Origin of the sequence: Suttonella indologenes, from assembly GCF_900460215.1 — a bacterium.
In the GTDB taxonomy this organism is placed as follows: Bacteria; Pseudomonadota; Gammaproteobacteria; order Cardiobacteriales; family Cardiobacteriaceae; genus Suttonella; species Suttonella indologenes.
Window position 1 is genome coordinate 1,252,178 of sequence record NZ_UHIA01000004.1, and the last position, 25,062, is coordinate 1,277,239.

At 47.1% G+C, this 25,062-nt stretch carries 20 protein-coding genes; 8 read left to right on the forward strand and 12 right to left on the reverse strand.

Features of this window, described 5'->3' with window-relative positions; all coding sequences use genetic code 11:
- Positions 1–30 precede the first annotated feature (30 nt).
- Positions 31–4,497, reverse strand: coding sequence for a beta strand repeat-containing protein (locus tag DYC63_RS10145; protein ID WP_115219111.1), 4,467 nt, complete (start codon positions 4,495–4,497; stop codon positions 31–33).
- Between the two features lie 330 nt (positions 4,498–4,827).
- Here DYC63_RS10145 and DYC63_RS10150 point away from each other — a divergent pair, with 330 nt between their 5' ends.
- A complete protein-coding gene (locus DYC63_RS10150) occupies positions 4,828–5,517 on the forward strand; it encodes an NBR1-Ig-like domain-containing protein (RefSeq protein WP_115219112.1) in 690 nt (229 codons plus the stop codon).
- A gap of 50 nt (positions 5,518–5,567) precedes the next feature.
- Here the strand turns inward: DYC63_RS10150 and DYC63_RS10155 are convergent, their stop codons facing one another.
- The 8 genes from DYC63_RS10155 to DYC63_RS10190 all read right to left on the reverse strand — a co-directional run bounded on the left by DYC63_RS10155 (position 5,568) and on the right by DYC63_RS10190 (position 12,720).
- Positions 5,568–6,536: a KamA family radical SAM protein gene (locus tag DYC63_RS10155; protein WP_115219113.1), complete on the reverse strand. Its 969-nt coding sequence runs from the start codon at positions 6,534–6,536 to the stop codon at positions 5,568–5,570.
- Between the two features lie 3 nt (positions 6,537–6,539).
- Positions 6,540–7,853: a hypothetical protein gene (locus DYC63_RS10160; RefSeq protein WP_147284960.1), complete on the reverse strand. Its 1,314-nt coding sequence runs from the start codon at positions 7,851–7,853 to the stop codon at positions 6,540–6,542.
- A 184-nt stretch (positions 7,854–8,037) separates the two neighbouring features.
- Positions 8,038–8,970 (reverse strand): glycosyltransferase family protein, encoded by a 933-nt coding sequence (locus DYC63_RS10165; RefSeq protein WP_115219115.1) that lies wholly within the window; start codon positions 8,968–8,970, stop codon positions 8,038–8,040.
- Complete coding sequence (locus tag DYC63_RS10170) at positions 8,967–9,674, reverse strand: DUF3108 domain-containing protein (protein WP_115219116.1); 708 nt, start codon at positions 9,672–9,674, stop codon at positions 8,967–8,969. The genes DYC63_RS10165 and DYC63_RS10170 overlap by 4 nt, the downstream gene beginning before the upstream one ends.
- The gene (upp, locus tag DYC63_RS10175) at positions 9,661–10,311 is read right to left on the reverse strand and encodes a uracil phosphoribosyltransferase (RefSeq protein WP_115219117.1); all 651 of its coding nucleotides are present in this window, start codon (positions 10,309–10,311) and stop codon (positions 9,661–9,663) included. Before upp ends, DYC63_RS10170 begins: the two co-directional genes overlap by 14 nt.
- An 8-nt stretch (positions 10,312–10,319) precedes the next feature.
- Positions 10,320–11,111 (reverse strand): indole-3-glycerol phosphate synthase TrpC, encoded by a 792-nt coding sequence (gene trpC / locus DYC63_RS10180; protein WP_115219118.1) that lies wholly within the window; start codon positions 11,109–11,111, stop codon positions 10,320–10,322.
- 3 nt (positions 11,112–11,114) lie between these two features.
- Positions 11,115–12,143 (reverse strand): anthranilate phosphoribosyltransferase, encoded by a 1,029-nt coding sequence (trpD, locus tag DYC63_RS10185; RefSeq protein ID WP_115219119.1) that lies wholly within the window; start codon positions 12,141–12,143, stop codon positions 11,115–11,117.
- A gap of 10 nt (positions 12,144–12,153) precedes the next feature.
- Entirely contained in the window at positions 12,154–12,720 is a 567-nt protein-coding gene (locus tag DYC63_RS10190) for a pseudouridine synthase (RefSeq protein ID WP_115219515.1), read from the reverse strand.
- A 74-nt stretch (positions 12,721–12,794) separates the two neighbouring features.
- Here DYC63_RS10190 and DYC63_RS10195 point away from each other — a divergent pair, with 74 nt between their 5' ends.
- Positions 12,795–13,928, forward strand: a complete 1,134-nt coding sequence (locus DYC63_RS10195; RefSeq protein ID WP_115219120.1) for a DNA recombination protein RmuC — start codon at positions 12,795–12,797, stop codon at positions 13,926–13,928.
- A gap of 35 nt (positions 13,929–13,963) precedes the next feature.
- On the opposite strand, the gene tadA is transcribed toward DYC63_RS10195, so the two are convergent.
- Positions 13,964–14,437 (reverse strand): tRNA adenosine(34) deaminase TadA, encoded by a 474-nt coding sequence (tadA, locus tag DYC63_RS10200; RefSeq protein ID WP_115219121.1) that lies wholly within the window; start codon positions 14,435–14,437, stop codon positions 13,964–13,966.
- A gap of 28 nt (positions 14,438–14,465) precedes the next feature.
- A complete protein-coding gene (locus tag DYC63_RS10205) occupies positions 14,466–15,422 on the reverse strand; it encodes a hypothetical protein (RefSeq protein WP_115219122.1) in 957 nt (318 codons plus the stop codon).
- A 165-nt stretch (positions 15,423–15,587) separates the two neighbouring features.
- On the opposite strand from DYC63_RS10205, the gene ggt reads away from it, so the two are divergent.
- From ggt to DYC63_RS10230, 5 genes are all read left to right on the forward strand, one after another.
- Positions 15,588–17,354, forward strand: coding sequence for a gamma-glutamyltransferase (gene ggt / locus DYC63_RS10210; RefSeq protein WP_115219123.1), 1,767 nt, complete (start codon positions 15,588–15,590; stop codon positions 17,352–17,354).
- Between the two features lie 92 nt (positions 17,355–17,446).
- The gene (locus DYC63_RS10215; protein WP_115219124.1) at positions 17,447–17,920 is read left to right on the forward strand and encodes a transcriptional repressor; all 474 of its coding nucleotides are present in this window, start codon (positions 17,447–17,449) and stop codon (positions 17,918–17,920) included.
- Positions 17,913–18,620, forward strand: coding sequence for a YggS family pyridoxal phosphate-dependent enzyme (locus DYC63_RS10220; protein ID WP_115219125.1), 708 nt, complete (start codon positions 17,913–17,915; stop codon positions 18,618–18,620). Before DYC63_RS10215 ends, DYC63_RS10220 begins: the two co-directional genes overlap by 8 nt.
- A gap of 211 nt (positions 18,621–18,831) precedes the next feature.
- Complete coding sequence (locus DYC63_RS10225) at positions 18,832–19,812, forward strand: TAXI family TRAP transporter solute-binding subunit (protein ID WP_115219126.1); 981 nt, start codon at positions 18,832–18,834, stop codon at positions 19,810–19,812.
- 70 nt (positions 19,813–19,882) lie between these two features.
- On the forward strand, positions 19,883–22,051 hold the full coding sequence (locus DYC63_RS10230) for a TRAP transporter permease (protein WP_115219127.1): 2,169 nt from the start codon (positions 19,883–19,885) through the stop codon (positions 22,049–22,051).
- A gap of 390 nt (positions 22,052–22,441) precedes the next feature.
- Here DYC63_RS10230 and ubiA read toward each other — a convergent pair whose 3' ends face one another.
- Positions 22,442–23,299: a 4-hydroxybenzoate octaprenyltransferase gene (ubiA, locus tag DYC63_RS10235; protein WP_115219128.1), complete on the reverse strand. Its 858-nt coding sequence runs from the start codon at positions 23,297–23,299 to the stop codon at positions 22,442–22,444.
- Positions 23,300–23,364: 65 nt separating this feature from the next.
- Between ubiA and ettA the strand changes: the two genes are divergently transcribed.
- Positions 23,365–25,029 carry an energy-dependent translational throttle protein EttA gene (ettA, locus tag DYC63_RS10240; RefSeq protein WP_115219129.1) on the forward strand — a complete coding sequence of 555 codons (1,665 nt, stop codon included), beginning with the start codon at positions 23,365–23,367 and terminating at the stop codon, positions 25,027–25,029.
- Positions 25,030–25,062: the final 33 nt, after the last annotated feature.

The following is a 25,062-nucleotide window of genomic DNA, read 5'->3' on the forward strand; positions in this document are numbered from 1 at the left end:
TGGGATTATTAATTCAATTACAGCAACAGATTACATAACTTCAATGCCATCTTGGATATATAATTTCAAACCATGCTGAGCATTTTCATAAATATCGTAAACAACATTCTCACGGGTAGTTTGGCTTGTCTTATTAAATGTATTTAACACGCCCTCAACTTTATCTCTTTCATTACCATTAACATCGCCGCGAATATACAATCCGTCAACATCATCAAGTGTATCCACATAAGATTTATAAATATCAACACTGTTAATTTTTAGTTTATTAACTTCTCCATTTGCACTGGTCATATCGATAAACTCAAAACCATTAATACCATGATAACCTTTAAAACCATGATTTTGCAAATTAATGGCATTACCGAATGAATTATCACCTGTGATATTTAAAATATCGACACCATTACCTCCATTTATTTCATCAATATAATTAGATATACTCTTAACAGATAAAACATCATTACCATCACCCAAAAAGATTTTACTATTATCTTCTGCCTTATCGTGAATGGTAATATTGTCATTACCGTTACCTGTTGTGATAGTACTATCCCAAATAGCACGATGAAGTGTAATGGTATTATTACCATCTCCTGCATCTAAGATGCTATTAGTTAATGCACGATGAGTCTCGTCTCCTGTTACATTTGCAGCAAGATCGATAATGTCGTCACCATTACCTAGAGTTAAGTTGGAGTTCCTAATTTCGCCTTGAATAGTTAATTCATTGGCATCTTTGCCCATCTTAATGGTTGTGCCATCAATATTACCAACATTCCCCTCAATGATTAAACGGTCCCCACCATCACCTGTCTCAATTTTCTCACCACCAGATACACTGCCTTTGATATGAATATTATCTTTATCCTTACCTGTTGTAATATCCTTACCTGTTGCAATGTTAACATGTCCACTTCCACCATTGATAAACAGAGTATTCTCTCCATTACCTAGATTAATACCACGCAAATTTTCTCCATTAATATCTACAATATCATTTCCATTCCCCATAGTAATATTAGATTTATTAACGCTGCCTATTTTTAATGTATTATTACCATCACCCATATTAATATTTCTAGCCACAGAAGCTTTGTCAATCTCAAGAATGTCATTACCATTTCCTGATGTAAAGCTGTGATCACTAACAGTAAGAGAATTTGTATTTCCAAATGTACCTCTTATTTTAACAGTATTATTACCTTCTCCAACATTAATAGAACCTCCTTGATTATCACCAATAGTAATTTCATCATTACCGTTTTTTGTCTCAATATTAAGATTATTATACCCAGTAATATTGATAGTATTTTTACCTGAACCTAATTTGATTCCAGTTTCTGGAACAAGATACGTCATATCGGTAATTGAACCATCAATTTCAAGTATGTCATCGCCATCACCTGCTTTAATAAGTGTATCACGATCTAAAATAGTACCTTTATCACCTTTATTGATGATAATTCTATTATTTCCCTCACCTACATCAATTTTGGTAATATCCGAAGAAGCACCTAATTCTATAACATCATCATCTTTACCTGTGATAAATGTTCCTAGACCATAGCCGGTTACTTTGATAACATTCTTACCGTCACCTAAATTTACAAAAGCCGCCGTATTACCATTAACGGTAAATTTATCATTTCCACCTTGTGCAATCACAGAATAGTTTTCACTAATATTGCCAGTGAAAATTAATTCATTATTACCATCTCCAAGATCAATTTCAGCATTTCCCAATAGATATTTATGTGATTCCCCACCATTGATTTCTACTTTATCGTCACCTCCACCTGTGCTAATTTTACCGCCATCAATAACACCTACAATACTAATACTATCCTTATCTTTTCCTGTTATAATGTTACTGGTATGTTTATGACTGACAGTAATATGCAGCTCATTTTCACCATCTCCCAAATTAATGTTTCCTTCTGAATACCCAGCTTTTATCGTTACTATATCATTACCTTCTCCGGTATTAATATTTCCTTTTTGTTCATAAGATAGATCGCTTTTATTTTCTGATTCAATAATTGTTATCTTATTATTTCCAGAGCCTAAATTCATATCAAATAACTTATCAGTACCTTTGAGAGTAACAATATCATTACCTGATCCTGTTGTAATTGTTGAATTATATTGTCTCGATAAACTTCCTGCAGTATTATTTACACTAATAGTATTATCACCATCGCCAAGTTTAATAACACTCTGGTATGCATCCTTAATATTAATATGGTCATTGCTTGCACCACCGTAAATAGTAGAACCGTTCAATAAACCTGTAATAACTACTTCATTACTTGCATCAGCTGAATCCACAGCTTTACTTAATACTCTTTGAGCATTAGAATAAATATCTTTATATTTAATATAATTATCATATTCTTTTCCATCGTAAGTATATTTAAAATTATCTGTTCCTAAATTAATAATGCTTCCTTCCACATCATTTTTAACTTTTATCTTATCATTACCAGAACCAAGGTAGATATGTGAAAAAGAAATATTTAAAGTTTCTAATTCATCATTACCTTCTTCCATGAATACTCGTGAAAATTGATTACTCGGATCACTGGAACTATCACGAATAATTCCAATATAATTAACATGATAAACATCATTTCCTTTGCCTGTATATACAGTAGCTTCATATTGTCCAAAAGCACTTAAATGATCATTACCATCTGCCAAATCAACAGAAACAACAGTGTCAGAACTACGAGGTGAAATTTGACCTTTTCCACCATATTCAACTCTTCCATAATCCCCCACTCTGATAATATCATCTCCATTAGTTGTAAGAGTTCCCTTACCATCAGTATGATGATAAAGATAGCTTAAAAAATTACCATTTTCTTTTTCATAAAAATGATAAATGTCACCTAATCGATCTTTCTCTGTCGGTCCACCCTGTAAATCCCATTTGTTATCAATCACGCGCGTATCAAGATTAATGCCTTGGACCACCGCAACAGAGGTATCAGCAATTGTGACGTTCTGTGTTTTATCACCCACTTTAATCGCTAAGGTTTCGTTTCCTTCCGTCGCTTTATCCGCTTTAATCGGCAATGTGATATTGAACGTATCCACGCCTTTAGGCACGTTTAGGGTACCGTCTGCATTTTTGCTGACACCGTTGCTAAAGCTTGCTGTTCCATAATCATCAGCTGTAATTCCTTTGCCCGATAAACTGAAAGCAAGCTTGGCATTGCCGTTTTTATCGCTCAGTTTTACAGTCGCGCTCAAGGCCTCGCCTTCGTTAATGGAAGATTTGACAGTGCTTAGTGTAGTCACAACTGCGTCTTTAGTAGGTGTTTTACTCGCAACAGAGGTATCAGCAATTGTGACGTTCTGCGTTTTATCGCCTACTTTAATCGCTAAGGTTTCGTTTCCTTCCGTCGCTTTATCCGCTTTAATCGGCAATGTGATATTGAACGTATCCACGCCTTTAGGCACGTTTAGGGTACCGTCCGCATTTTTGCTGACTCCGTTGCTAAAGCTTGCTGTTCCATAATCATCAGCCGTAATTCCTTTGCCCGATAAACTGAAAGCAAGCTTGGCATTGCCGTTTTTATCGCTCAGTTTTACAGTCGCGCTCAAGGTATCACCTTCATTAATGGAAGATTTGGCAGTGCTTAGTGTAGTCACGGCTGCGTCTTTAGTAGGTGTTTTACTCGCAACAGAGGTATCAGCAATTGTGACGTTCTGTGTTTTATCACCCACTTTAATCGCTAAGGTTTCGTTTCCTTCCGTCGCTTTATCCGCTTTAATCGGCAATGTGATATTGAACGTATCCACGCCTTTAGGCACGTTTAGGGTACCGTCCGCATTTTTGCTGACACCGTTGCTAAAGCTTGCTGTTCCATAATCATCAGCCGTAATTCCTTTGCCCGATAAACTGAAAGCAAGCTTGGCATTGCCGTTTTTATCGCTCAGTTTTACAGTCGCGCTCAAGGCCTCGCCTTCATTAATGGAAGATTTGACGAGGTTAATTTGACTGACGCTTGCATCTGCTGGTTTATTGCCGCTATTGTTATCATGCTTATTGTCATTGCTTGAACCACCGCTTGCTGCCGCCGCAAGACCAACAACCCCAAGCGTTGCCAACCCTCCGATTATCCATGCTTTACCATCATTGGCACTTGTTGCCGTGCTGCTAGCGGTATTTGCGCTCAGAGAATGTTCAACAACTGTTTCCGGTGCGTTATAGGCGATGATGCTATTTTCTGAAATCCCCGATAATTCAACATTCGGCATGCTGTAATAATCGGCTATTATCAATGCGACTTCTTCATCTTCTTTGCTTAAAATCAAATCATCATCTACTCTTTTGCCTTTAATCCCACTCAGCGGCATCCCCGTCTCGGCATCTTTTAATACCAGCGTCATATTCGGTATTGCTTGGATGGTTAGGCTTTGATTAACAATATCCTCAGAGCGGACAAACTGTTGGTTAACAATAATATTGACATTAGTATTTTTCATAAAAGATTCCTCGACTTAACTTTATTTAACGTAAACAACTGTTTTATTGATATAGTTTACAAGTATAAAAATTATCTCTAAACTATAACGTTCACATTTTAAGCGAAAAACACAGGGCATTTTGTCTGAAAAGTCGACATTTTTTTGCCGGTAGATAAAGCTTGAAAAATACTGAACAAGCAAGGAATAGTTCCTCTGCGGTTTGAAAACGACAGACTTTATGATAATTTATTAATTATAATCAACTACTTAAATCTACTGTTTTGAAATTCAGGTGCTATGAAAACGCCCTTGTTTTGCAAAAAGCTTGCTGAAAAAATGCTATAGGAGGTGGCAAAATTGACTTATCGACCCTTATTAAGCACGCCTAAGGAATCATTATCCACTTATGTTAGAAAACATTGCCGCGCTAAAAAAATCAGCCTTGACAAACTCGCAGAACAAGCCGGTATTGCACGCAGCACTTTGTATTACTTATTAGAAGAAAACAGCGTTCCCAAAATTCCGCATTTGCTAGCACTGGCAACAGCGATGGGCGTGCATCATTATTTTTTGTTCCGCTTAAAATGGCGGGAATTAGATCATATCGAATTGCCTTGTGCAGCATCACAAAAGATTGATTTAAGCGGTTTTATTGAAGAAACAATCCCCGACGGCACTTTAGTAATGACCGGCTCACATTTTGAAAAATCTTGGACGATTCAAAATATCGGCGAAGTCGTCTGGGAGAACCGCTATTTCATGCACCTTGATGCCCCCTATCACATTGAGCATTATCCCAACGGACAGTCTTTAGCGGATTATCAATTTTTGCCTGACGAGGTAATGGTGCCTTTGCCTGTGGTTTATCCCAAGCAAACCTACACTTTTAAAATGGGCTATACCGCGCCCAATATCGCCGGTCGCTATATTTCTTATTGGCAGATGGTCGATGAAAACAGCGAACCTTGTTTTCCTGATGGCGTCGGATTATCGGTATCGGTACTAGTCAAATCCTTTGGAAGCAATCGGCGGTCGTAAACTCAGCTTTCAACTATTTTGCCGGGAAAAATAGACAATTTTGCCATCACTTAAACAATCCCCATCGCCGCCAATGCCGCGCGTTGCACTTCGTTTAACTGCAAAACCGGCGTTTTTCCGCCCCCGTTGGGCAATTCCACCACATAATTCGGCAAAGCAATGCCCGAAACAAGCGCACGCAAATCTTGATATAAGGCGATGCCTTCGTCAAGGCTTAAGCGAAAATGCGAGGTACCGCGCGCCATGTCCAAATGATGCAAATAATAAGGACGGATGCGGCGCACTAATAAGGCATCGGTCAGCGATTTTAATATTTCTACGGAATCATTCACGCCTTTCAGCAGCACCGACTGCGACAGCAATAAGGCTTCATGTTGCAAGCGAGCAATGACCGCATCTGCCGCCGCAGTGAATTCCGCCGCATGATTGACATGAATCACAAAGGCTAATTGCTTGCCGCTATCGCGCAGTACCTGCAAATAATCTTCGCGCACATCATCAGGAGCAACCACCGGTACGCGTGTATGAAGTCGAATCCGCTGCACATGCCCTATCTCACGCAAAGGCAATAAAAAAGCGGCAAGGCGTGGCGCGGATAAGGTCATGGGATCGCCGCCGCTTAAAATCACTTCTTCAATCTGCGGATGTGCGGCAATATAGGCTAAGGCGGCTTGGATATCGACAGTTTGCGGATGCTCTCCTTTGCGCCCGATATGTTCTTTGCGAAAACAAAATCGGCAATATACGGCACAGGTCGGTGCGATTTTCCATAAGACGCGGTTGTGATAGCGATGGACCAAAAACGGCAGCGGACTAAAGGGATCGTCGGCAATCGGATCGCTAAGTTCCTGCGGCAAAATGTTGAGTTCGCGTACATCGGGAATAAATTGCGCGCCAATCCCCTGTTCGGATTGGCTGAATGCCTGCCGCATAGTGTCGGTCATCGCAAATTGATAATTCTTCAGCAAGGCTTTGCGGCTTTGGGCAGGCAAATGCGCCAATAAGGTTTCTGTTTTCATGAATTATTTGGCTTGCAAGACAAAGCTACGATCGCCGCGGCGATTGGCAAATTCCGCTGCAATTTGAAAATTATCTTTTAATTCCGGCGGCATTTGCGCATGTCGCGATAAAGAATAAAGATACAATCCTTTATCGCCTAAATATTGTCGCGGCGCATATTTCAGCGTATCGAATTCCAAATAATCGACACTGGCGGGCATGGGCGAATAGCCCGCATAAAAAAGACTTTGCGGCGAATTGGCATACACGATCGGCGCCGCTTGCGCGCGCGCAAATAAACCTGCCTCACGCCGATGCCCCATTGAAGGAGCAAACTGAATCATGCTGGCAAGAGCATAGGCGACCAAAAGCCACAAGGCAATCAAGCGGCGTTCGGGTTTGCGGCTGGGCTGCCGCCATTGCTGAATTAAGGCATAAGCCCCATTTGAGGACAGCCATAACAGCAGCAACAGCACGGGAATATAGAATATATCGCTGTGAATTCTGCCTTGATACAGCAAATTTATCGCATTCAGTAGCCAGAAAAAGCAGACGGCGAACCAAAAAAACAAACGCACACGACCATTTAGCACCGAAGCAGTTCCTGCTCGCATGGATAAGCAAAGCAGCGCCGCCAAAGGCAAACCGGCAATCAGCAGAGTTTTATAGGCAATTAAGAGCATGGCAATCAGCACCGCGGATATCGTGCTTAAACTCATGCCTTGATCCGTACTCATATACAGCGAGATTTCCAAAGTGGCGCGGCTAAATTGAAATTGCATCAGCCGCACAACATTTATCACGCCATCGCGCCAATCAGGCACTAAGGCAATCAGAAAAAAGACAAGAGCATAATAAATCAACAAAAATTTTTCGCGATCGCCAAATGGTCTGCGCCAATTCCAACGCTCATGTCTTGGCCAAGCCAAAAACAACAGCGGAAAACCCAATGCCCAAATGACCGCTTGCGCGCTGAACAAGGCGGCAAACCACATCCAAGCCGCCCAAGCGATAAAGGCCTTTATCAGCGAATGCTCCTGCATCGCCAAGAAAAAAGTCACCGCCGTCAGCCATAGGCAGGCATAGACAAGCTGGGGATTCATTTCCAGCCTAAAATCATTATATTCTAAAGTAAAATTCAACAGCAGCAGCAACAAACCCAAATTGATACGCCCGATGCCAATCTTTTCTCCGACCCATGCAAAAGCCAGTGCGATGTAAATATGCAATAAGGCGATAAAGAAAAACCAAGCCCATTCGCCGCCATGGGCAAAAGGCGCTAAAAGCCACTGAAAAGCATTGAAAGGTTTTTGCCGCGCCTGCCAAATGTGCCGCACGGAAGCTTCTGAAAAAGTGTAATCGGCATTCTGCCAAATGATAAAAGTCGTGAGAAAACTAACGCAGACTATCAGCCAATACCAACTTTGTCTTCCCGCTTCAAAAGGACGTAAGGCAGCAAAAAATTGCTGCCCTGATAATAGCCATTTTCGGCTAGTCTCAATTATCGGTTTAAAAAATAAATTACAATTCAAAGCCGAATATCCGGGTTTTGCGTGGATAATCTGAAGCATGACGCACTGTCGGCTCTAAAGCGGCACCTAGCATTTCTCCTACTTTGTCCGGCATAAAGCGCTGTGCCAAATCCACACCGTATTTCACAAATACTTCACGACGCGCCTGATCGCGAAATAAGGCTTCCGCTTTATTTAAAGCATCGCTCCAATCTTCAACAAACAAGCAATTTTTACCGTCTCGCCAATGATAGCGTAAACAGGCATCCGCCCCCGGATTCGGAATCAAAACAATCGCTCCGCAAGCTAAAGCGCGAATAATAATCGCAAAATCTTTTGTAGTCATTTTTTCTTCAGGAAAATAGATAAAAATATCTTGTTCATGAAGCAAAGATGCCAATTCTTCCGTATTCTGACAAAACTGCACCGTCATTTTAGGATGAGCTGCTTGGATTTTCTCTTGTATGAAAGGATTATTATGATGATATATAACACATTTTAAACCTTGCCCACTACGACGCACCCGATAAATACTAGACATATATGTCGGACGTATCCAATAAGAGTCATAACCCTTAGTATTGAGCTCATGTACTAATTGATGTTCGACTGTGATAAAACGCATCCAAGGCATCACATGCAAATTGCGCTTTAACAATCGCTTATCTTTAGGGGTATACGACGCATCCAAACATAGTACGGATAAATAAGGCAACTGTCTTAAAAACAAGCTTTGCTGATAAATCCATACTTGCGGTGCCTCTATCACAATCCGATCAAATTGCGATAAACGAATATTACGATTAAAAAATCGTTCTAGATTTTCTTGCTGATCATTAGTCAATGCAAAATATTCGCAAGTACCGATGCGTTGACGAAGTCCCGTCACCAAATACTGAGCAATAGATTGTTGTTGATACGTTGAGAGCAATAAGGCTTTCATTGCAAAGTTTGATAATCAGTAAGCGTCATCGAAAAGCGGCGTTCGCCTTTGCGTAATTGCTCTAAGCGAATCAAACGTAATGGATTTTCAGCAAAATAAATTTGAGTTTGTTTATTGCCGTTAGTTTGGCGGTAAACCTGCACTTTCATCGGTTTGCCGGCGGCATCCTTCCAATTTTCATCCGCTAGTTTTTGCACATGATAGCTATTGATTTCGTCTTCAATAACCAAAGTATGCTCTGTCGGCATACGGCTATTTTCAATATCAATCAATGATTGCGCCACCATCGACAAAGAATCCAAAGGATTGAGATCTTTATCATAGGCATGTGCTTTCGCTTCTTTGCCCTGTGCACTAATCTGAACTTGGAGATTATCCGGCTCATAACGATAATAAAGCGCATATTCGGGTTTGCCTTCCATCGAGCGTCGATAGCTTTGCGGTTGAACACTAAAGCCTTTTAGCAAACCTTTTACGGATTCCCTTGCTTCGCCGAAGCCGAGCATTTTTGCTGCTAACGAAGGATGAGCAACCGTATCAATACGATAGCTTACATTAGTAAAAAAAGCCTCATGCACAATTTGCCCTGCGCCGATACCGCGTACCTGTACATCATAGACAGCGCGATAACTCGAAACCGCCCAAGCACTCATACTTGCACTTAATGCGATACCTAATAAAGTGATTTTTTTATAAAGTCCCATATAAACGGTCTCCTGCGTCGCCTAAGCCCGGGCGGATATAAGCGTTTTCATCTAAGCCTCTGTCTATTGCCGCCGTATAGATAGGTACTTCCGGCAATGCCTCATGCATAGCGGCAATACCTTCCGGCGTTGCCAACAAACAAAGAAAACGCACATCTTGTGCGCCTAAAGATTTTGCTTGGCGAATGCTCTCAATAGCAGAAAAGCCTGTCGCCAACATCGGATCTACGACTAATGTCGTGCGTTCCTGCATGGCTTTGGGTAGTTTACAATAATATGCGCGTGGACGATGGGTTTCTTCGTCGCGTTCCATGCCCACGTAACCCACTTTCGCTGCCGGCAATAATTGCAAAACGCCTTGCAACAAACCGTTTCCTGCACGCAAAATGCTAATAATGCAAGTTTTTCTTCCTGCTAAAACCTGTCCTTCAGTCAGCTCTAAAGGTGTTTCGATACTCACGCTTTGTAAAGCCAAATCGCGCGTTGCCTCATAGGCAAGTATCAAACCGATTTCGGCTGCGATGCTGCGAAATTCCATCGTACTGGTATGTTTATTGCGTAAAGTCGTTAATTTATGCTGCACCAAAGGATGATTAATCACATGCACATTTTCAGGAAATGGTTTGTTTTCGCGCATATTGCCTCCTAAGCGCTAATTAAATGTCGTAAAGCCTGACCGGGATTTTCTTCTTTCATCAGCGAGCCGCCGATTAAAAAGGCATGAATATCTGTCGCTTGCAAACGAGCAACATCTTCTTTTGCCGCAATGCCGCTTTCGCTAATTAAAAACATATCAGGCGGTAATTTTTCTTGTAAACGTAAACTGGTATCTAAGGATACACTAAAATCATGCAGGTTGCGGTTATTTACGCCGATTGCCAGAATCGGCAACTGTACCGCCCGCTCGAATTCCGCTTCATCGTGGACTTCTACTAAAACATCCATACCTAAATCTTGGGCCAATTGGGTATATTCGCGCAATTGATCATCGCTTAAGATAGCGGCAATAAGTAAAATACAGTCTGTACCCAATACGCGGGATTCTAATACTTGATAGCGATCAATAATGAAATCTTTACGCAAAATAGGCAACGGTACCGCTTCTCTTGCTTGCTGCAAATACAGAGGACTGCCTTGGAAAAAATGCTTATCGGTCAAGACCGATAAGCAGCAAGCACCGCCATCAGCATAACTTTTTGCCAAACTCGGCACATCGAAATCTTCTCGAATCACGCCCGCGCTCGGCGAGGCTTTTTTAATTTCGGCAATCACGGCAGGACGACCCAGATTTTGAAAACGCCGCATCTGATGCATAAACTGACGCGGCGAATCACATAAAGAGTATAAATGCGCAAGCAAAACCTCTTCGTCAATCATTGCTTTCTGCGCTTCGACTTCTTGTCGTTTATGCGCTACAATCTCATCTAAAATCGTCATTTATTATCTCCTTATCCCTTGACTGAATCTTGCTATTCGCGCCAATTGTGCTTTTGCTTTACCTGTACGAATCGTATCTTTAGCCAACACGATACCATCTTGCCAGTTTTCGCAAAGCCCTGCTACCTTAAATATGGCTGCTGCATTTAATGCCAACATATCCAAGCCGATAGCCGGACCGCCGCCGTCAAAAATCGCTTCAATCAACGCCAAGCTTTGCGCACTGTCTTGTACCTGTAAAGCGCGATGATCATTATAGCGCATCTCAAGTTCAAGTGGGTCTAGGCGCATTTCCAATAAACTGCCGTCTGCCTGCATTTCTACATAAGTATTTGGATGTGTTATGCTAAACTCATCTAATCCGTTATCACTGTGTACCACTAAGACTTTTTTCGCACCTAGATTTTTCGCCACTTCCGCCATCGGCATCAGCCATGCGCGGCTAAACACACCGAACAGATGATATTTCACGCCGGCAGGATTGGACAAAGGACCTAATACATTGAAAACCGTACGGATACCGAGCGCACGGCGCACCGGCGCAACATGGCGCATCGCCGAATGGAAGGCTTGGGCAAACATAAAGCCGAAACCGCATTCCTCAATCATCTCTGCCACTGCCTGTGCAGACAAGGTCAGTTCCACCCCCGCCTGCCGCAGTACATCCGCACTGCCCGAAGCGCTGCTTGCCGCAATATTGCCGTGTTTGGCAATCTTAACGCCCGCCGCCGAAGCGATAATTGATGCTGCGGTTGAAACATTAAACAGACTTGCGCCGTCGCCGCCCGTTCCCACAGGATCGACAATCACCGCCTCTTTATCCGGTAGCGCTACCGCCAAAGCCAATTCGCGCATCACCTGCGCCGCAGCAGAAACTTCCTCAACTGTTTCGCCTTTGATTGTTAAGGCGGTTAAAAAAGCGGCAATTTCCGCCTCATTTGCCTGTCCGCTCATCATTCGGCGCATGCAATCTTGCATCATTTCGCCTGATAAATCTTGTCCTTTGACCAATTGCGCGATTGCCGATTTCATTATGCTATCCCTATTTTATCCGAATCAATCCGCCTAATGATAAATCAGCCAACCGCCAACTGCCAATAGCAATGCGTACCAAGCGCAGGGTCGGGAAACCTAGCGCCGCCGTCATACGCCGCACCTGCCGATTTCTGCCCTCGCTGATGCTTAACTCAATCCATGAAGTCGGCACGCTTTTACGAAAACGCACCGGCGGCTCGCGTGCCCATAAACAAGGCTCGGCAATCCGACGCGCTTGGGCGGGCAAAGTCAGCCCGTCTTTAAGCATGACTCCCGTACGCAAACGCTGCACCGCCGCCTCGTCTATCTCGCCCTCTACCTGCACCCAATAAGTTTTGGGCAATTTAAAGCGCGGCTCGCTAATGCGCGCCTGCAAACGCCCGTCATCGGTTAATACGACCAAACCCTCGCTGTCGAAATCCAAGCGTCCTGCCGGATAAATATTCGGCACCTCAATAAAATCCTTCAGCGTCCGCCGTGAACCGTCGCCGCTGAATTGACACATCACCCCGTAAGGCTTATTGAACAGCCATAAAGACTTACCGGCAGCAGGACGCAGAATATTTTGCTTCATCACTTGAGCCACATAAAAAAGATTGGGCATAATAGCGAGCCTGCGCCGCCGGCGCCAGCCTGCCCCCATAAAACATGACCGACACCCTGCTCTTTACCGCCTTTGCGCTCTGCATCAGCCTGATTAGCGCCGCCATGATATACATCAGCCGCGCCCTGCACAGCAACCGCGATAAACAAATCGAAACCCTACAGCAATTCGCCGCCCACCAGCAAAACCAATTCGGCAAATTGCAAGACTTCATCCTGCGCCAACAAGAACACGGACAACTCCTGCAAAGCCAGCAGCAAGGCGCACTGCGTAACGAACTCAATGCGCAATTGGCACGGCAAAACGAACACCTACACCGCGAAATCCATCATCTCTCCGCCATTACCGAAAAACGCCTGCTCGACATCAGCGCCCATGTCGGCGAACGCCTTGAACAAGGCTTTCATCAGCAAGACCACACCGTCAAAGACATCATTGAACGCCTTGCCAAAATAGACGAAGCCCAAAAACGCCTCGACCAACTGGCAGGCGACGTCGGTAGCCTCAAAGACATATTGCAAGACAAAAAAAGCCGTGGCGCCTTCGGCGAAAGCCAGCTGCACCTACTCATCGACAACCTCATTCCCGCCCAATACGTTTCCTACCAACACACCCTGCCCAACGGCAAACGACCAGACTGCCTGCTGCATCTGCCGCCACCCACCGGCGACCTCGCCATCGACGCCAAATTTCCGTTGGAAAGCTACCGCAAAATCGCACAAGCCCCGCAATATGCCGTCCAGCTGGCAAAAGACGTGAAAAAACACATTGACGACATCGCCGACAAATACATCTGCCCGCCGCACACGGCAGACGGCGCAATTCTCTTTATCCCTGCCGAAGCCATCTTTGCCGAACTGCACGCCAATTACCCCGACATCATCGACTACGCCCAGCACCGCAACGTATGGCTGACCTCGCCCACCACCCTTGCCGCCGTGTTGACCACCGCCAAAGCCGTACTCAAAGACGATGCTACGCGCCGCCAAGCACATCTACTGCGCGAACAACTCTACCTGCTGCGACAAGACTTCGTGCAATTCCAAGAGCGCATGAACGCCCTCGCCCGCCATATCGGACAAGCCCAGCAAGACGTCAACGACATACACCGCAGCGCCCAATCCATCTCGGAAAAATTCCACCAACTCGATGAATACCGAGGCGAATCTCCGCATTAAACTTGAGTAAAAATAACTAACTATTTTAGAAATGGTTACTTGCGTCGCTGACTGAAAAAAGCCTGCATTAAGGCGCGGCTTTGCGCTGCCAATACCCCGCCCTTGACTTCATGCAGATGATGATTCAAGGTCGGCTCGCGGCTAAGATCATAGGCACTGCCGCAGGCACCGCCTTTTTCATTATAGGCACCAAAAATCAAGGCGGGCAGACGCGCTTGAATCATTGCGCCCATGCACATAATGCAGGGTTCGACGCTGACATACAGTCTGGCATCTGCCAAACGATAATTGCCGATATGCTGCGCCGCGGCGCGCAACACTAAGATTTCACTGTGCGCACTGGGGTCGCAGTTACTAATCGTACGATTGTAATCGGCGGCAATCATTTCATCATGTATGACAATAACGGCGCCAATCGGCACCTCGCCGGCGGCAAAAGCCAATTCTGCCTGCGCAAGCGCATGACGCATCCAATACTCGTCTCGCGAAAGGGATAATGCTGACATCATAGAAAAAGCGGCATACGCCGCTCTGTGTTTAAAATTGCGCTTCTAAGCGCAGCATCGCGCCTAAATGATGATCGCGATCTTGTTTTTTATCATTGTAATAAGTGATTTCAGGCTGCACAAAGAACCAATTACGATACACATTCATCCGCAAACCGGCAAAGGGTCCGTAAGTATTGAGCTTAGCGTGATTATCTTCAAAACTGCCGCCGGCATATACGCCGTAGTTAAACCACGTATTTTGCCCCGTCATATGCTTGCGCGACAAACTGTTGCCCCAACCCCAGCCTTCTTCGTCGTCACTATGACGATAATCAATATGCAATTGATTGCTTAGAATAATTCCGCTTGCCGGCACATGACTGAAATCCCAATTACCGCGCACATAATGTTTACTCTTCAAACCATAGCGGTAAAACACTTCGCCGAAGGTCTGCCAGTCGTTGCGATGATACCAAGTTTTATTCATTTTTGCCCGGGCATAAATATCGCCGCCGGAACGAATGCCCACACCTAAATCGGCATCAAAGCCTTTGTCTTTACTGGGTGCCGACCAATTCAGCCCAAGCGAGGAATTATCGCGGCGAGTTTCATTAAAATTAAAACGGCGAGCATCTCTCAAATGCCGCGATTCCGCCATGATGTCATTAGGATTTCTTTGCTCGTATTCCAAGCGTTCATCACCGAACTCTACGCTCAGGCGGTTTTCCAAAGCCGGCAGACGCACGCTGCCGCGCACACGCGGGCGTAAAGAATAGCCGTCATATTCATTCCAACGATTATCCAACATCACGCGCAGTTTTACGCGCGCATCGCCGTCCTCGGTAGGACCGAACCAACTGTTAATCCCGTCGGCAGTATGCTGCAAAGTATCTTGAACCGCAGAATGGCTGCTATCCAGCCAATTGTCATTTACCGCTTGCCCCCAAACCTGAGCGGCTGCCGCCACCGTCAAACTCAGCCCTAACACACGTACATAAGCCATCATATTTAACATCCTTTTAGGAATAGAAAAATGTGGGCATATACTAAAAGTAAGCTCGGATTTATACAAGAAAAAAACCGCTTGCATAAAAAAAGGCTTTGCCTACACATTAAAAAACATTAGCATAGCTACCGCGCAATTGTGCGTACATTAATAAAGAGGATACCGATGACCACTATTTTTACGCGTAAAACCGCACTACTTTCGGCAGCGCTTTTGCTCGCCACACAATCTGCCCTCGTCGGCGCCAAAACCGCTGCGCCGGCGGCAAAACCCGTTTATAGCGATGCTATTTTCTCTGAAAATGCCATTCATCAGCCGGTATGGGCGGCGAACGGCATGGTGGCCTCACAGCAGGAGCAGGCTTCGCAAGTCGGCTTGGAGATTTTACAGCAAGGCGGTAATGCCGTTGATGCGGCGGTGGCGGTCGGCTTTGCCTTGGCGGTTACATTGCCGCGCGCAGGCAATATCGGCGGCGGCGGTTTTATGATGATTTATGATGCCAAAACAGGCGAGACCATCGCGCTGGATTATCGCGAGATGGCGCCTGCCAAGGCGTTCCGCGATATGTATTTGGACGAAGCGGGCAATGCGGTGGAAGAAAAATCGCGTTTTCACGGCTTAGCGGTAGGCGTGCCGGGAACGGTTGCGGGATTACTCAAAGCCTTGGAAGAGCATGGCAGCATGAGTCGCGAGCAAGTATTGGCGCCGGCGATTAAATTGGCGGCGGACGGTATTATCGTTACGCCGGAATTTTCAAATTCTCTTAATGGCTTGAAAGAACGTTTGGGCAAATGGGAAAGCACGCGCAAAATCTTTTTCCGCGAGGACGGTAATGTTTTGCAACCCGGCGAATTGTTCAAACAGCCTGATTTGGCACAGTCTTTACGCCTGATTGCGGAAAAAGGCGCGGCAGGTTTTTATGAGGGCGAAACGGCGGAGAAAATCGTGAAAGCGGTAAATGAAGCCGGCGGATTGATGAGTGTGGAAGATTTTAAAAATTATCAGGCGATTAAACGCGAACCGGTCAAAGGACAGTATCGCGGCTATGAAATCGTTTCCATGCCGCCGCCGTCTTCCGGAGGCGCGCATATTATTCAAATCCTCAATATCTTGGAAGGTTATGATTTGAAAGCCAGCGGACATAATACTGCGCAGACCATCCACTATATGAGCGAAGCCATGAAACTCGCCTATGCCGACCGCTCGGAATATTTAGGCGATCCCGATTTTGTGAAAGTGCCGCTGAAAGGCATCATCAGCAAAGACTATGCCGAAGAATTGCGCGGACAAATCGATCCTGAAAAATCGCGTCCTTCCGCCGAGATTAAACCCGGTAAGCCGCAGCCTTACGAAAGCGACCAAACCACGCATTATTCCGTGGTCGATAAAAACGGCAATGCGGTATCCAATACCTATACCATCAATTTCAGCTATGGCACAGGCTTAGTCGCGGACGGCACAGGCATTTTGCTCAATAATGAAATGGACGATTTTTCCGCCAAACCCGGCGTGCCGAACGGCTACGGTCTCATCGGCGGCGATGCCAATGCGGTGGAAGGCGGCAAACGTCCGCTGTCTTCAATGAGTCCGACCATTGTGCTGAAAGACGGCAAGCCTTATTTGGTTACGGGTACGCCGGGCGGCAGCCGCATCATTACCACCGTGCTGCAAGTCATCGTCAATGTCATCGACCATGAAATGAATATCGCCGAAGCCACGCATGCCCTGCGCATTCACGATCAATGGCTGCCGGATGAAATCCGCGTCGAACATGCCTTGAATAACGACACCATCCGCTTGTTGGAAAGCATGGGGCATAAAGTCGAGCGTCGTGCGGTAATGGGCTCGACCCAATCGATTATGATTACGCCGCAAGGACTTTACGGCGCATCTGATCCGCGCATTCCGGATGCGGCAACCTTAGGCTATTAACTTCACAAGAAAAAGGCGGTATTTTTACCGCCTTTTTGCCAAGCGGCAAATCTGCTACTATTCTGCTACACCCTTAACCGAGAAGATAACTCATGACTTTACATCTTGCCGATACCGAACACATCCTTGCCGCCGCCCGCGCGCATTGCGAAAAACGCGGCGCGCGCCTGACCACTATCCGCGAACAAGTGCTGCGTTTGATACTGTCTTATCCCTACGTTGTCAAAGCTTATGATTTGTTGAACGGATTGCAGAAATTGCGCGGCAATGCCGCCCCGCCGACCGTCTATCGCGCCTTGGATTTTCTGGTGGAAATGGGTATTTTACACCGCACGGAATCGCTGAACGGCTTTGTCTTCTGCCCCGATTTCGAGCACGAGCATCAAAGTCTGATTACCAATTGCCACCGCTGCGGCAAAACCACGGAAATCGCCGCCAATCAGGAAATTTATCAATTGATTGATTTTTGTGCCAAACATCAGTTTGCGCTCTCGCATGCGCCGGTGGTGCTGGCAGGGCTGTGCGCCGATTGTCAGCAAGAGGAAGAGGAAGGCGCCGATGTCTAGTCTGATTGCCGCCAAATTAGCCGCCGTTCAACAGCAGATTCAGGAAATTGCCGCACACTGCGACCGCAATCCGCAGAGTATTACGCTGATGCCGGTCAGCAAAACCGTGGCGCCGGAAACAATCCGCGAAGCGATTGCCGCCGGCTATCCGCTCTTGGGCGAGAACAAAGTGCAGGAAATCCAAAGCAAAGCCGCCGCCTTAGCCGATATGCCGCATCAAGTGCATCTCATCGGGCATTTGCAGACGAATAAAGTCAAAGACGTGATTGGATTGGTCAGCTGCGTGCAATCGGTCGATAGTCTCAAACTGGCGAAAAAAATGCAGCAAAGGCTGGAATTTGTCGATAGCCACCTGGATATTCTCATTCAAGTCAATACCTCCGGCGAAGACTCGAAAAACGGCATCGCTCCCGAACAAGCCTTAGACCTGATTGATGCCGTCTGCGCATTTGAGCGGCTCTCGATTAAAGGGCTGATGACCATCGGCGCTAATACGGACAATGAAGAAGCCATCCGCGCCTGTTTCCGCCAATTGCGGCAATTGCAAATCGCCGCGCAGCATAAATACGGCGCATACAGCGATTTCGCCGTGCTTTCTATGGGCATGAGCGCGGATATGAAAATCGCGATTGAAGAAGGCAGCACTTTGCTGCGCGTCGGCAGCGCCATTTTCGGTGCCAGAGATTACGCCGCATCATAACAGATAAACACAAGCTCATTTTCTTTCTCAATAATGGCAGAAAATGAGCATTTTTATTCGGTATCTTCAATAAAAACTACAATTCTGCATTAAACACTCATAAAAGCATCATATTCCCTCAATTTCTGCTTGCAGGAATGTCATTTTTGCGTAATACTCTAGCCACTTGCGCAATTTGCCAAGAATTTGCAAACAATATAGAGGACATCACATGAAAATTTTCAAAACCCTAGCCCTAAGCTTAGCGATTACCGCCACTGTAAGTGCCCAAGCGGAAGTTGACCGCACAGGCTGGCCGAAAAGCTTTACCATCGGCACCGCCAGTCAAGGCGGCACTTTCTTCGTTTACGGCTCCGGTTGGGCGGGTTTGATTGCCAATGAATTGGGTATAACGGGCGCAGCGGAAGTCACCGGCGGACCGACGCAAAATCTGGCTTTAGTCCATACCGGCGAGATGGCCTTCGGCTTGACCACCTTAGGGCCGGCGGCAGAAGCGATTAAAGGCGACAGTCCCTTAGCGCCGGGTATGCCGATGGATAATGTCTGCGCGATGTTCCCGATGTATGAAACGCCCTTTTCTATCGTGACCCTAGCTTCTTCCGGCATTGACTCGATTAGTAAAATTCCGGCAAATGCCAAAATCGGCTTCGGACCTGCCGCCTCAACCGCCGATGTGTATTTCCCTGCCATGTTGGAAAAACTCGGCGCAAAATTTGAGCGCCGCAACGGCAGCTGGAGCGATTTATCCGGACAATTGCAAGACGGTATGATTGATATGATCGGCTTTGCTGTCGGTGTGCCTGTGCCGGCGGTCACACAATTAGAAGTGCAGACGAAAATTAACATTCTGACCCTAAGTGATGAAGAGCTGCAAACAATTACGGACAACTTCCCAGTTTCCGCCTTCACCATTCCCGCCAATACCTATAAAACCTTAAACGAAGACGCCAAAGCAGTGTCGATGTGGAACTTCGCCATTGCCGCCTGTGATTTGCCGGAATCATTGGTCTATGAAGCCACACGCGTCACCATGGAAAACAATGAGCGCATGATCGCTATTCACAACAGCGCCAAAACCTCTATTCCGGAAAACGTATCTAAAAACAACGCTCTGCCCTTCCACCCTGGTGCCGCACGTTGGTTTACGGAAAACGGCTATGCCATCAGCCCCGAGCTGATTTACAAAAAATAAATAGCAAAATATAGAGACAAGCGGCTTCGGCCGCTTGTTTTTCCTATTACCACCATATTGCGAGATTTACATGACGCCTACAACACATAGCCCGCAGCACAGCGGCAGCGAAGCCCCTATCGCCCCCGTATTAGCCACAGATGTCGATGCCGAAGTCATCGAAAGCAACCGCCGCCTTTATCAAGGCTGGCACATAGGATTGATTGCCGCCCTAGGCATCCTCTATGCGGCATTTCATCTGATTGTGCTCAATATTTATCCGATTGAAACTTGGTCGTACCGTATTTTGCACATCACGGGCGCTTTAATCCTCGGCTTTATTTTGTTTTCGGGCAACCGCTTTGCCGAAAGTGCGGCAGAAGAAAGCCACAAATTATTTACCCTCATCGCCGCCGCCCTCTATCTACCGGTCTTATACGCGCTCGGCAGCACCTTTTGGATGTGGCGCGCCTTTGCCAATGGTGCTAAACGCATCGCGCCGGCGGTCGAAACCTATCATTTCGGCTATCCCTTAGTCTTTGCCACCGCCGCCGCAATCATCTTGGCTTGGTTGACCCACAAACGCCGCGAAAAAATGCCTTTGGTCGAAGGCGTGCTGATTCTTGCCAGCATCGCCAGTGCCGTCTATCTGCTGCTGATTTACAATTCCAACCTGCGCATGTCCACCGGCACACCCTTTGCGCCGGTCGGCATCGCCTATGCCGCCATTGCCGCCTCATTGCTGATTTTGGAACTCACGCGCCGCGTGGCAGGCAGTGCCTTAGTCATCATTTCCGTGATTTTTCTGCTCTACGTCTTCTTAGGCAAATACCTGCCCGGCGTACTCGCCTTCCCCGGCTTATCCGTCCAACGCTTTTTCAGCCAAGTCTATACCGATATCGGCGTACTCGGACAAACCACCGCCGTATCCTCAACCTACATTATTTTATTCATTATCTTCGCCGCCTTTTTGCAGGCCTCGAAAGTCGGCGATTATTTCGTTAATTTCGCCTTCTCGATAGCCGGACGCGCCCGCGGCGGCCCTGCCAAAGTCGCCATATTCGCCTCCGGACTCATGGGCATGATTAACGGCACTTCCGCCGGCAACGTTGTCTCCACAGGCTCGCTGACCATACCTTTGATGAAACGCGTCGGCTATTCCGCCCGCAGCGCCGGCGCAATTGAAGCCGCCGCCTCCACCGGCGGACAAATCATGCCGCCGATTATGGGTGCAGGCGCCTTTATCATGGCGGAAATCACCGGCATTGCCTACCGCGACATCGCCATCGCCGCCCTCATTCCCGCCGCATTGTATTTCCTCTCCATCTATTTCATGATTGATTTGGAAGCACAGAAAAACGGCATGCGCGGCATGAGTAAAGAAGAAATTCCGCAATTTCAGAAGCTCATCAAACAAGCCTTCCTCTTTGCGCCGATTCTCATCTTAATTTATGCCCTCTTTATGGGCTACTCCGTCATCCGCGCCGGCACGCTCGCCACCCTTGCCGCCGCCGTCGTCAGTTGGTTTACGCCGCATCGCATGGGCATCCGCAGCATTCTTGAAGCCCTGCGGCTCTCCGCCACCATGTCGATTCAAATCATTGCCGTTTGTGCCTGCGCAGGGCTGATTGTCGGCGTGATTTCGCTCACAGGCTTAGGCGCGCGCTTTTCCTCTCTGCTCCTCGACTTAGCCGGTGTCAACCAACTGCTTGCCATGTTCTTTGCCATGTGTATCTCTATCCTGCTCGGCATGGGCATGCCTACTACCGCCGCCTATGCAGTCGCCGCCTCCGTCGTCGCTCCGGGACTCATCAATCTCGGCATCTCGCCGCTGATTGCACATTTCTTTGTGTTTTATTTCGCCGTGATGTCCGCCATCACGCCGCCGGTCGCTCTTGCCGCCTATGCCGCCGCCGGCATATCCGGCGACAATCCGATGAAAACCTCCGTCGCCGCCTTTAAAATCGGCTTAGCCGCCTTTATCGTGCCCTTCATGTTCTTCTTCAGCCCTGCCATGCTCATGCAAGGCGGCACAATGGAAATCCTCCATGTGGCGCTGACCGCCAGCCTCGGCATGTTCCTACTCTCCGCTGCGGTGCAAGGCTACTACTTCGGCCATTTGGCGCAATGGCAACGCGCAATGCTGCTTATTGCCGCATTGGTATTGATTTATGGCGGCATCCTCACAGATATGATTGGACTTGTGATTGCTATCGGCCTCTTTCTCTTACAGAAACAGCGAAAAACGCAAGCATCCTAAATCATCACGCAAAAACAAGCCGATGCAGGGCATCGGCTTGTTAATTTTTATTTCTTATCTCAAGATAATTTTTGCAGAATAATTTTTTAGCAATGTATAGTCGAGCAATGTTTCAACACACAGAGCGACACATAAAGCGTCGCTCTGTGTGTTGCCCTGAATTGGAAGAGGTTGCACCTCTCCCACAAGATTATCCTCCCTAAAGGGAGGGGTTTCAACCAGTAAGGAAATTTTGATGAACAATTCTTCAACTATAGCCGAAGAGTTTAAAAAGAGTTACAGCTTCGCCTCTCTTTTCTATACTCTCTACCGTCTGCAATTTGCCACTTTGTGTCAGTTTTTCAATTCTTCGACTATATTCGATTTTTTTGTATCTCTGCAGAACAATATCTAAGGTAAAAATTCAATTATCAAGCCGCCCCAAATCGCCGCGCCTACCCAATTATTATGATGAAAGGCGGCAAAGCAGCTTTCGCGGTCTAAGCGGCGCGTCATATACAGTTCTTGTACCAATAAGGCGGCAGCGGCGAGCAATCCTAGGTAATAATAAGCGCCGAGTCGGGCCAAAATGCCGGCAATCACAAGGCATAAGAGCATCGCCGCCGCCATCAGCGCAATGAAACGCCGCTCAAAGCCCTGCGAGAAGATGGCGGAAGAATGCAGATTCAGCGGAATATCGTCATCTCTATCGACAAGGGCGTAGTAAGTATCATAGACCAATGCCCAGAACACGCTGCCGAGAAACATAAAAAAGCTCGCCGCCGTGATGCGCCCCAAAATCGCAGTATGTGCCAGCAAAATTGCGCTGGCAAAGGCCACGCCCAAAACCGCCTGCGGGGTGGGCAAAAAGCGTTTGCAAAAAGGGTAAATAATGGCAACCGTCGCGCAGGCAAAGGCAAGCACAAGCGATTGCCAATTCAATTGCAAGACCAAGAGCAAGCTCAAAAACAGCATCAAAGCGGCGGCAGCCAAGGCTTCTTTGACGCTCAATTCACCGGTGGCAAGCGGGCGACCGTGCGTGCGCTTGACTTTGCCGTCAAAACGGCGGTCGGCAAGGTCATTGACGGCACAGCCGGCGCTGCGCATCGTCCATGTGCCGAGCATGATGATGCAAAACACCGCCGCCGGCGGCTGCCCCCCGCCTGCCAGCCATAATCCCCACAGGCTGCTCCATGCCAACAGCAGGGTGCCGACGGGTTTATCAATACGCATCAAGCGGATATAAGCATTGAATTTGTTCGCGGTCATAGAAGTTTGGTATTTCCTAACAGGTCTTATAGAATACCGCTATCTTTCCTTAATCTCAAAGAACTATGAGTCAATATGTATTTACAATGAACCGCGTGGGCAAGGTTGTGCCGCCGGGCAAACATATCTTAAAAGATATTTCCCTTTCTTTTTTCCCCGGCGCCAAAATCGGCATTTTGGGTTTAAACGGCGCAGGTAAATCGACTTTGCTGCGCATCATGGCCGGCGTGGACACCGACATCATCGGCGAAGCGCGTCCGCAGCCGAATATTCAAATCGGCTATTTGCCGCAGGAGCCGCAGCTTGACCCAGAAAAAACCGTGCGCGAAATCGTGGAAGAAGCGATGAGCGACATGGCTTCCGTACAAGAAGAATTGAATGCCGTTTACGCCGCCTATGCCGAGCCGGATGCCGATTTCGAGGCTTTGGCTGCCAAACAGGCGGAACTGGAAAACAAACTCTCCGCCGGTGGCGGTCATGATAACGAGCGGCGCATGGATATTGCCGCCGATGCCCTGCGTTTACCGCCTTGGGAACAAAAAGCCGGTACGCTCTCCGGCGGGGAAAAACGCCGCGTGGCATTATGCCGTCTGTTGCTATCCAATCCCGACATGTTGCTTTTAGACGAACCGACCAACCATTTGGACGCCGAATCCATCGCTTGGCTGGAACGCTATCTGCACGATTTCCCCGGCACGGTAGTTGCGGTCACGCACGACCGCTATTTCTTAGATAACGTCGCCGGTTGGATTTTGGAACTCGACCGCGGACAAGGCATTCCTTGGCAGGGCAATTATTCCTCTTGGCTGGAGCAGAAAGAAAAACGTCTGGAAATCGAAGAAAAACAAGAATCCGCCCACCGCCGCGCCTTAAAGCAGGAATTGGAATGGGTACGCCAAAATGCCAAAGGCCGCCAAAGCAAGAGCAAGGCGCGTTTGGCACGCTTTGACGAGTTATCCGGCAAAGAATTCCAAAAACGCGCGGAAACACAGGAAATCTATATTCCTGTCGGCGACCGCTTGGGCGACAAAGTGATTATCGCCGATAATCTTGCCAAAGGTTTCGAGCATAAAATTCTCTATGAAAACTTAAGCTTCAATCTGCCGGCGGGCGCGATTTTGGGCATTATCGGCCCCAACGGCGCCGGTAAATCAACCTTATTCAACCTGATTGCCGGTCGCGATACGCCCGATAGCGGCAGCATTGAAATCGGCGAAACGGTCAAACTCGCCTTTGTCGATCAAAGCCGCGATGCGCTAGACGACAAGAAAACCGTGTGGGAAGAAGTCTCCGACGGCTTGGACAATATCATCGTCGGCAACTACACCATTCCCAGCCGCGCCTATATCGGACGCTTCAACTTCAAAGGCGCGGATCAGCAGAAATTCGTCGGCGATTTGTCGGGCGGCGAGCGCAACCGTCTGCATTTGGCAAAACTGCTCAAAAGCGGCGGCAACGTCTTATTGCTCGACGAACCGACCAACGATTTGGACGTAGAAACTCTGCGCGCCTTGGAAGAAGCGATTTTGGCCTTCCCGGGCAGCGCCTTGATTATTTCGCATGACCGCTGGTTCTTAGACCGCGTCGCCACGCATATTCTGGCCTTTGAAGGCGACAGCCATGTGGAATTTTTCTCAGGTTCTTACAGCGATTATGAAGCCGACCGCAAACGCCGCCTAGGCGATGAAGCCGACCAACCGCATCGCATCAAATACAAACGCATTCAGTAAAACTACCCTGCCCGCTCGCGCGGGCTTTTTCAT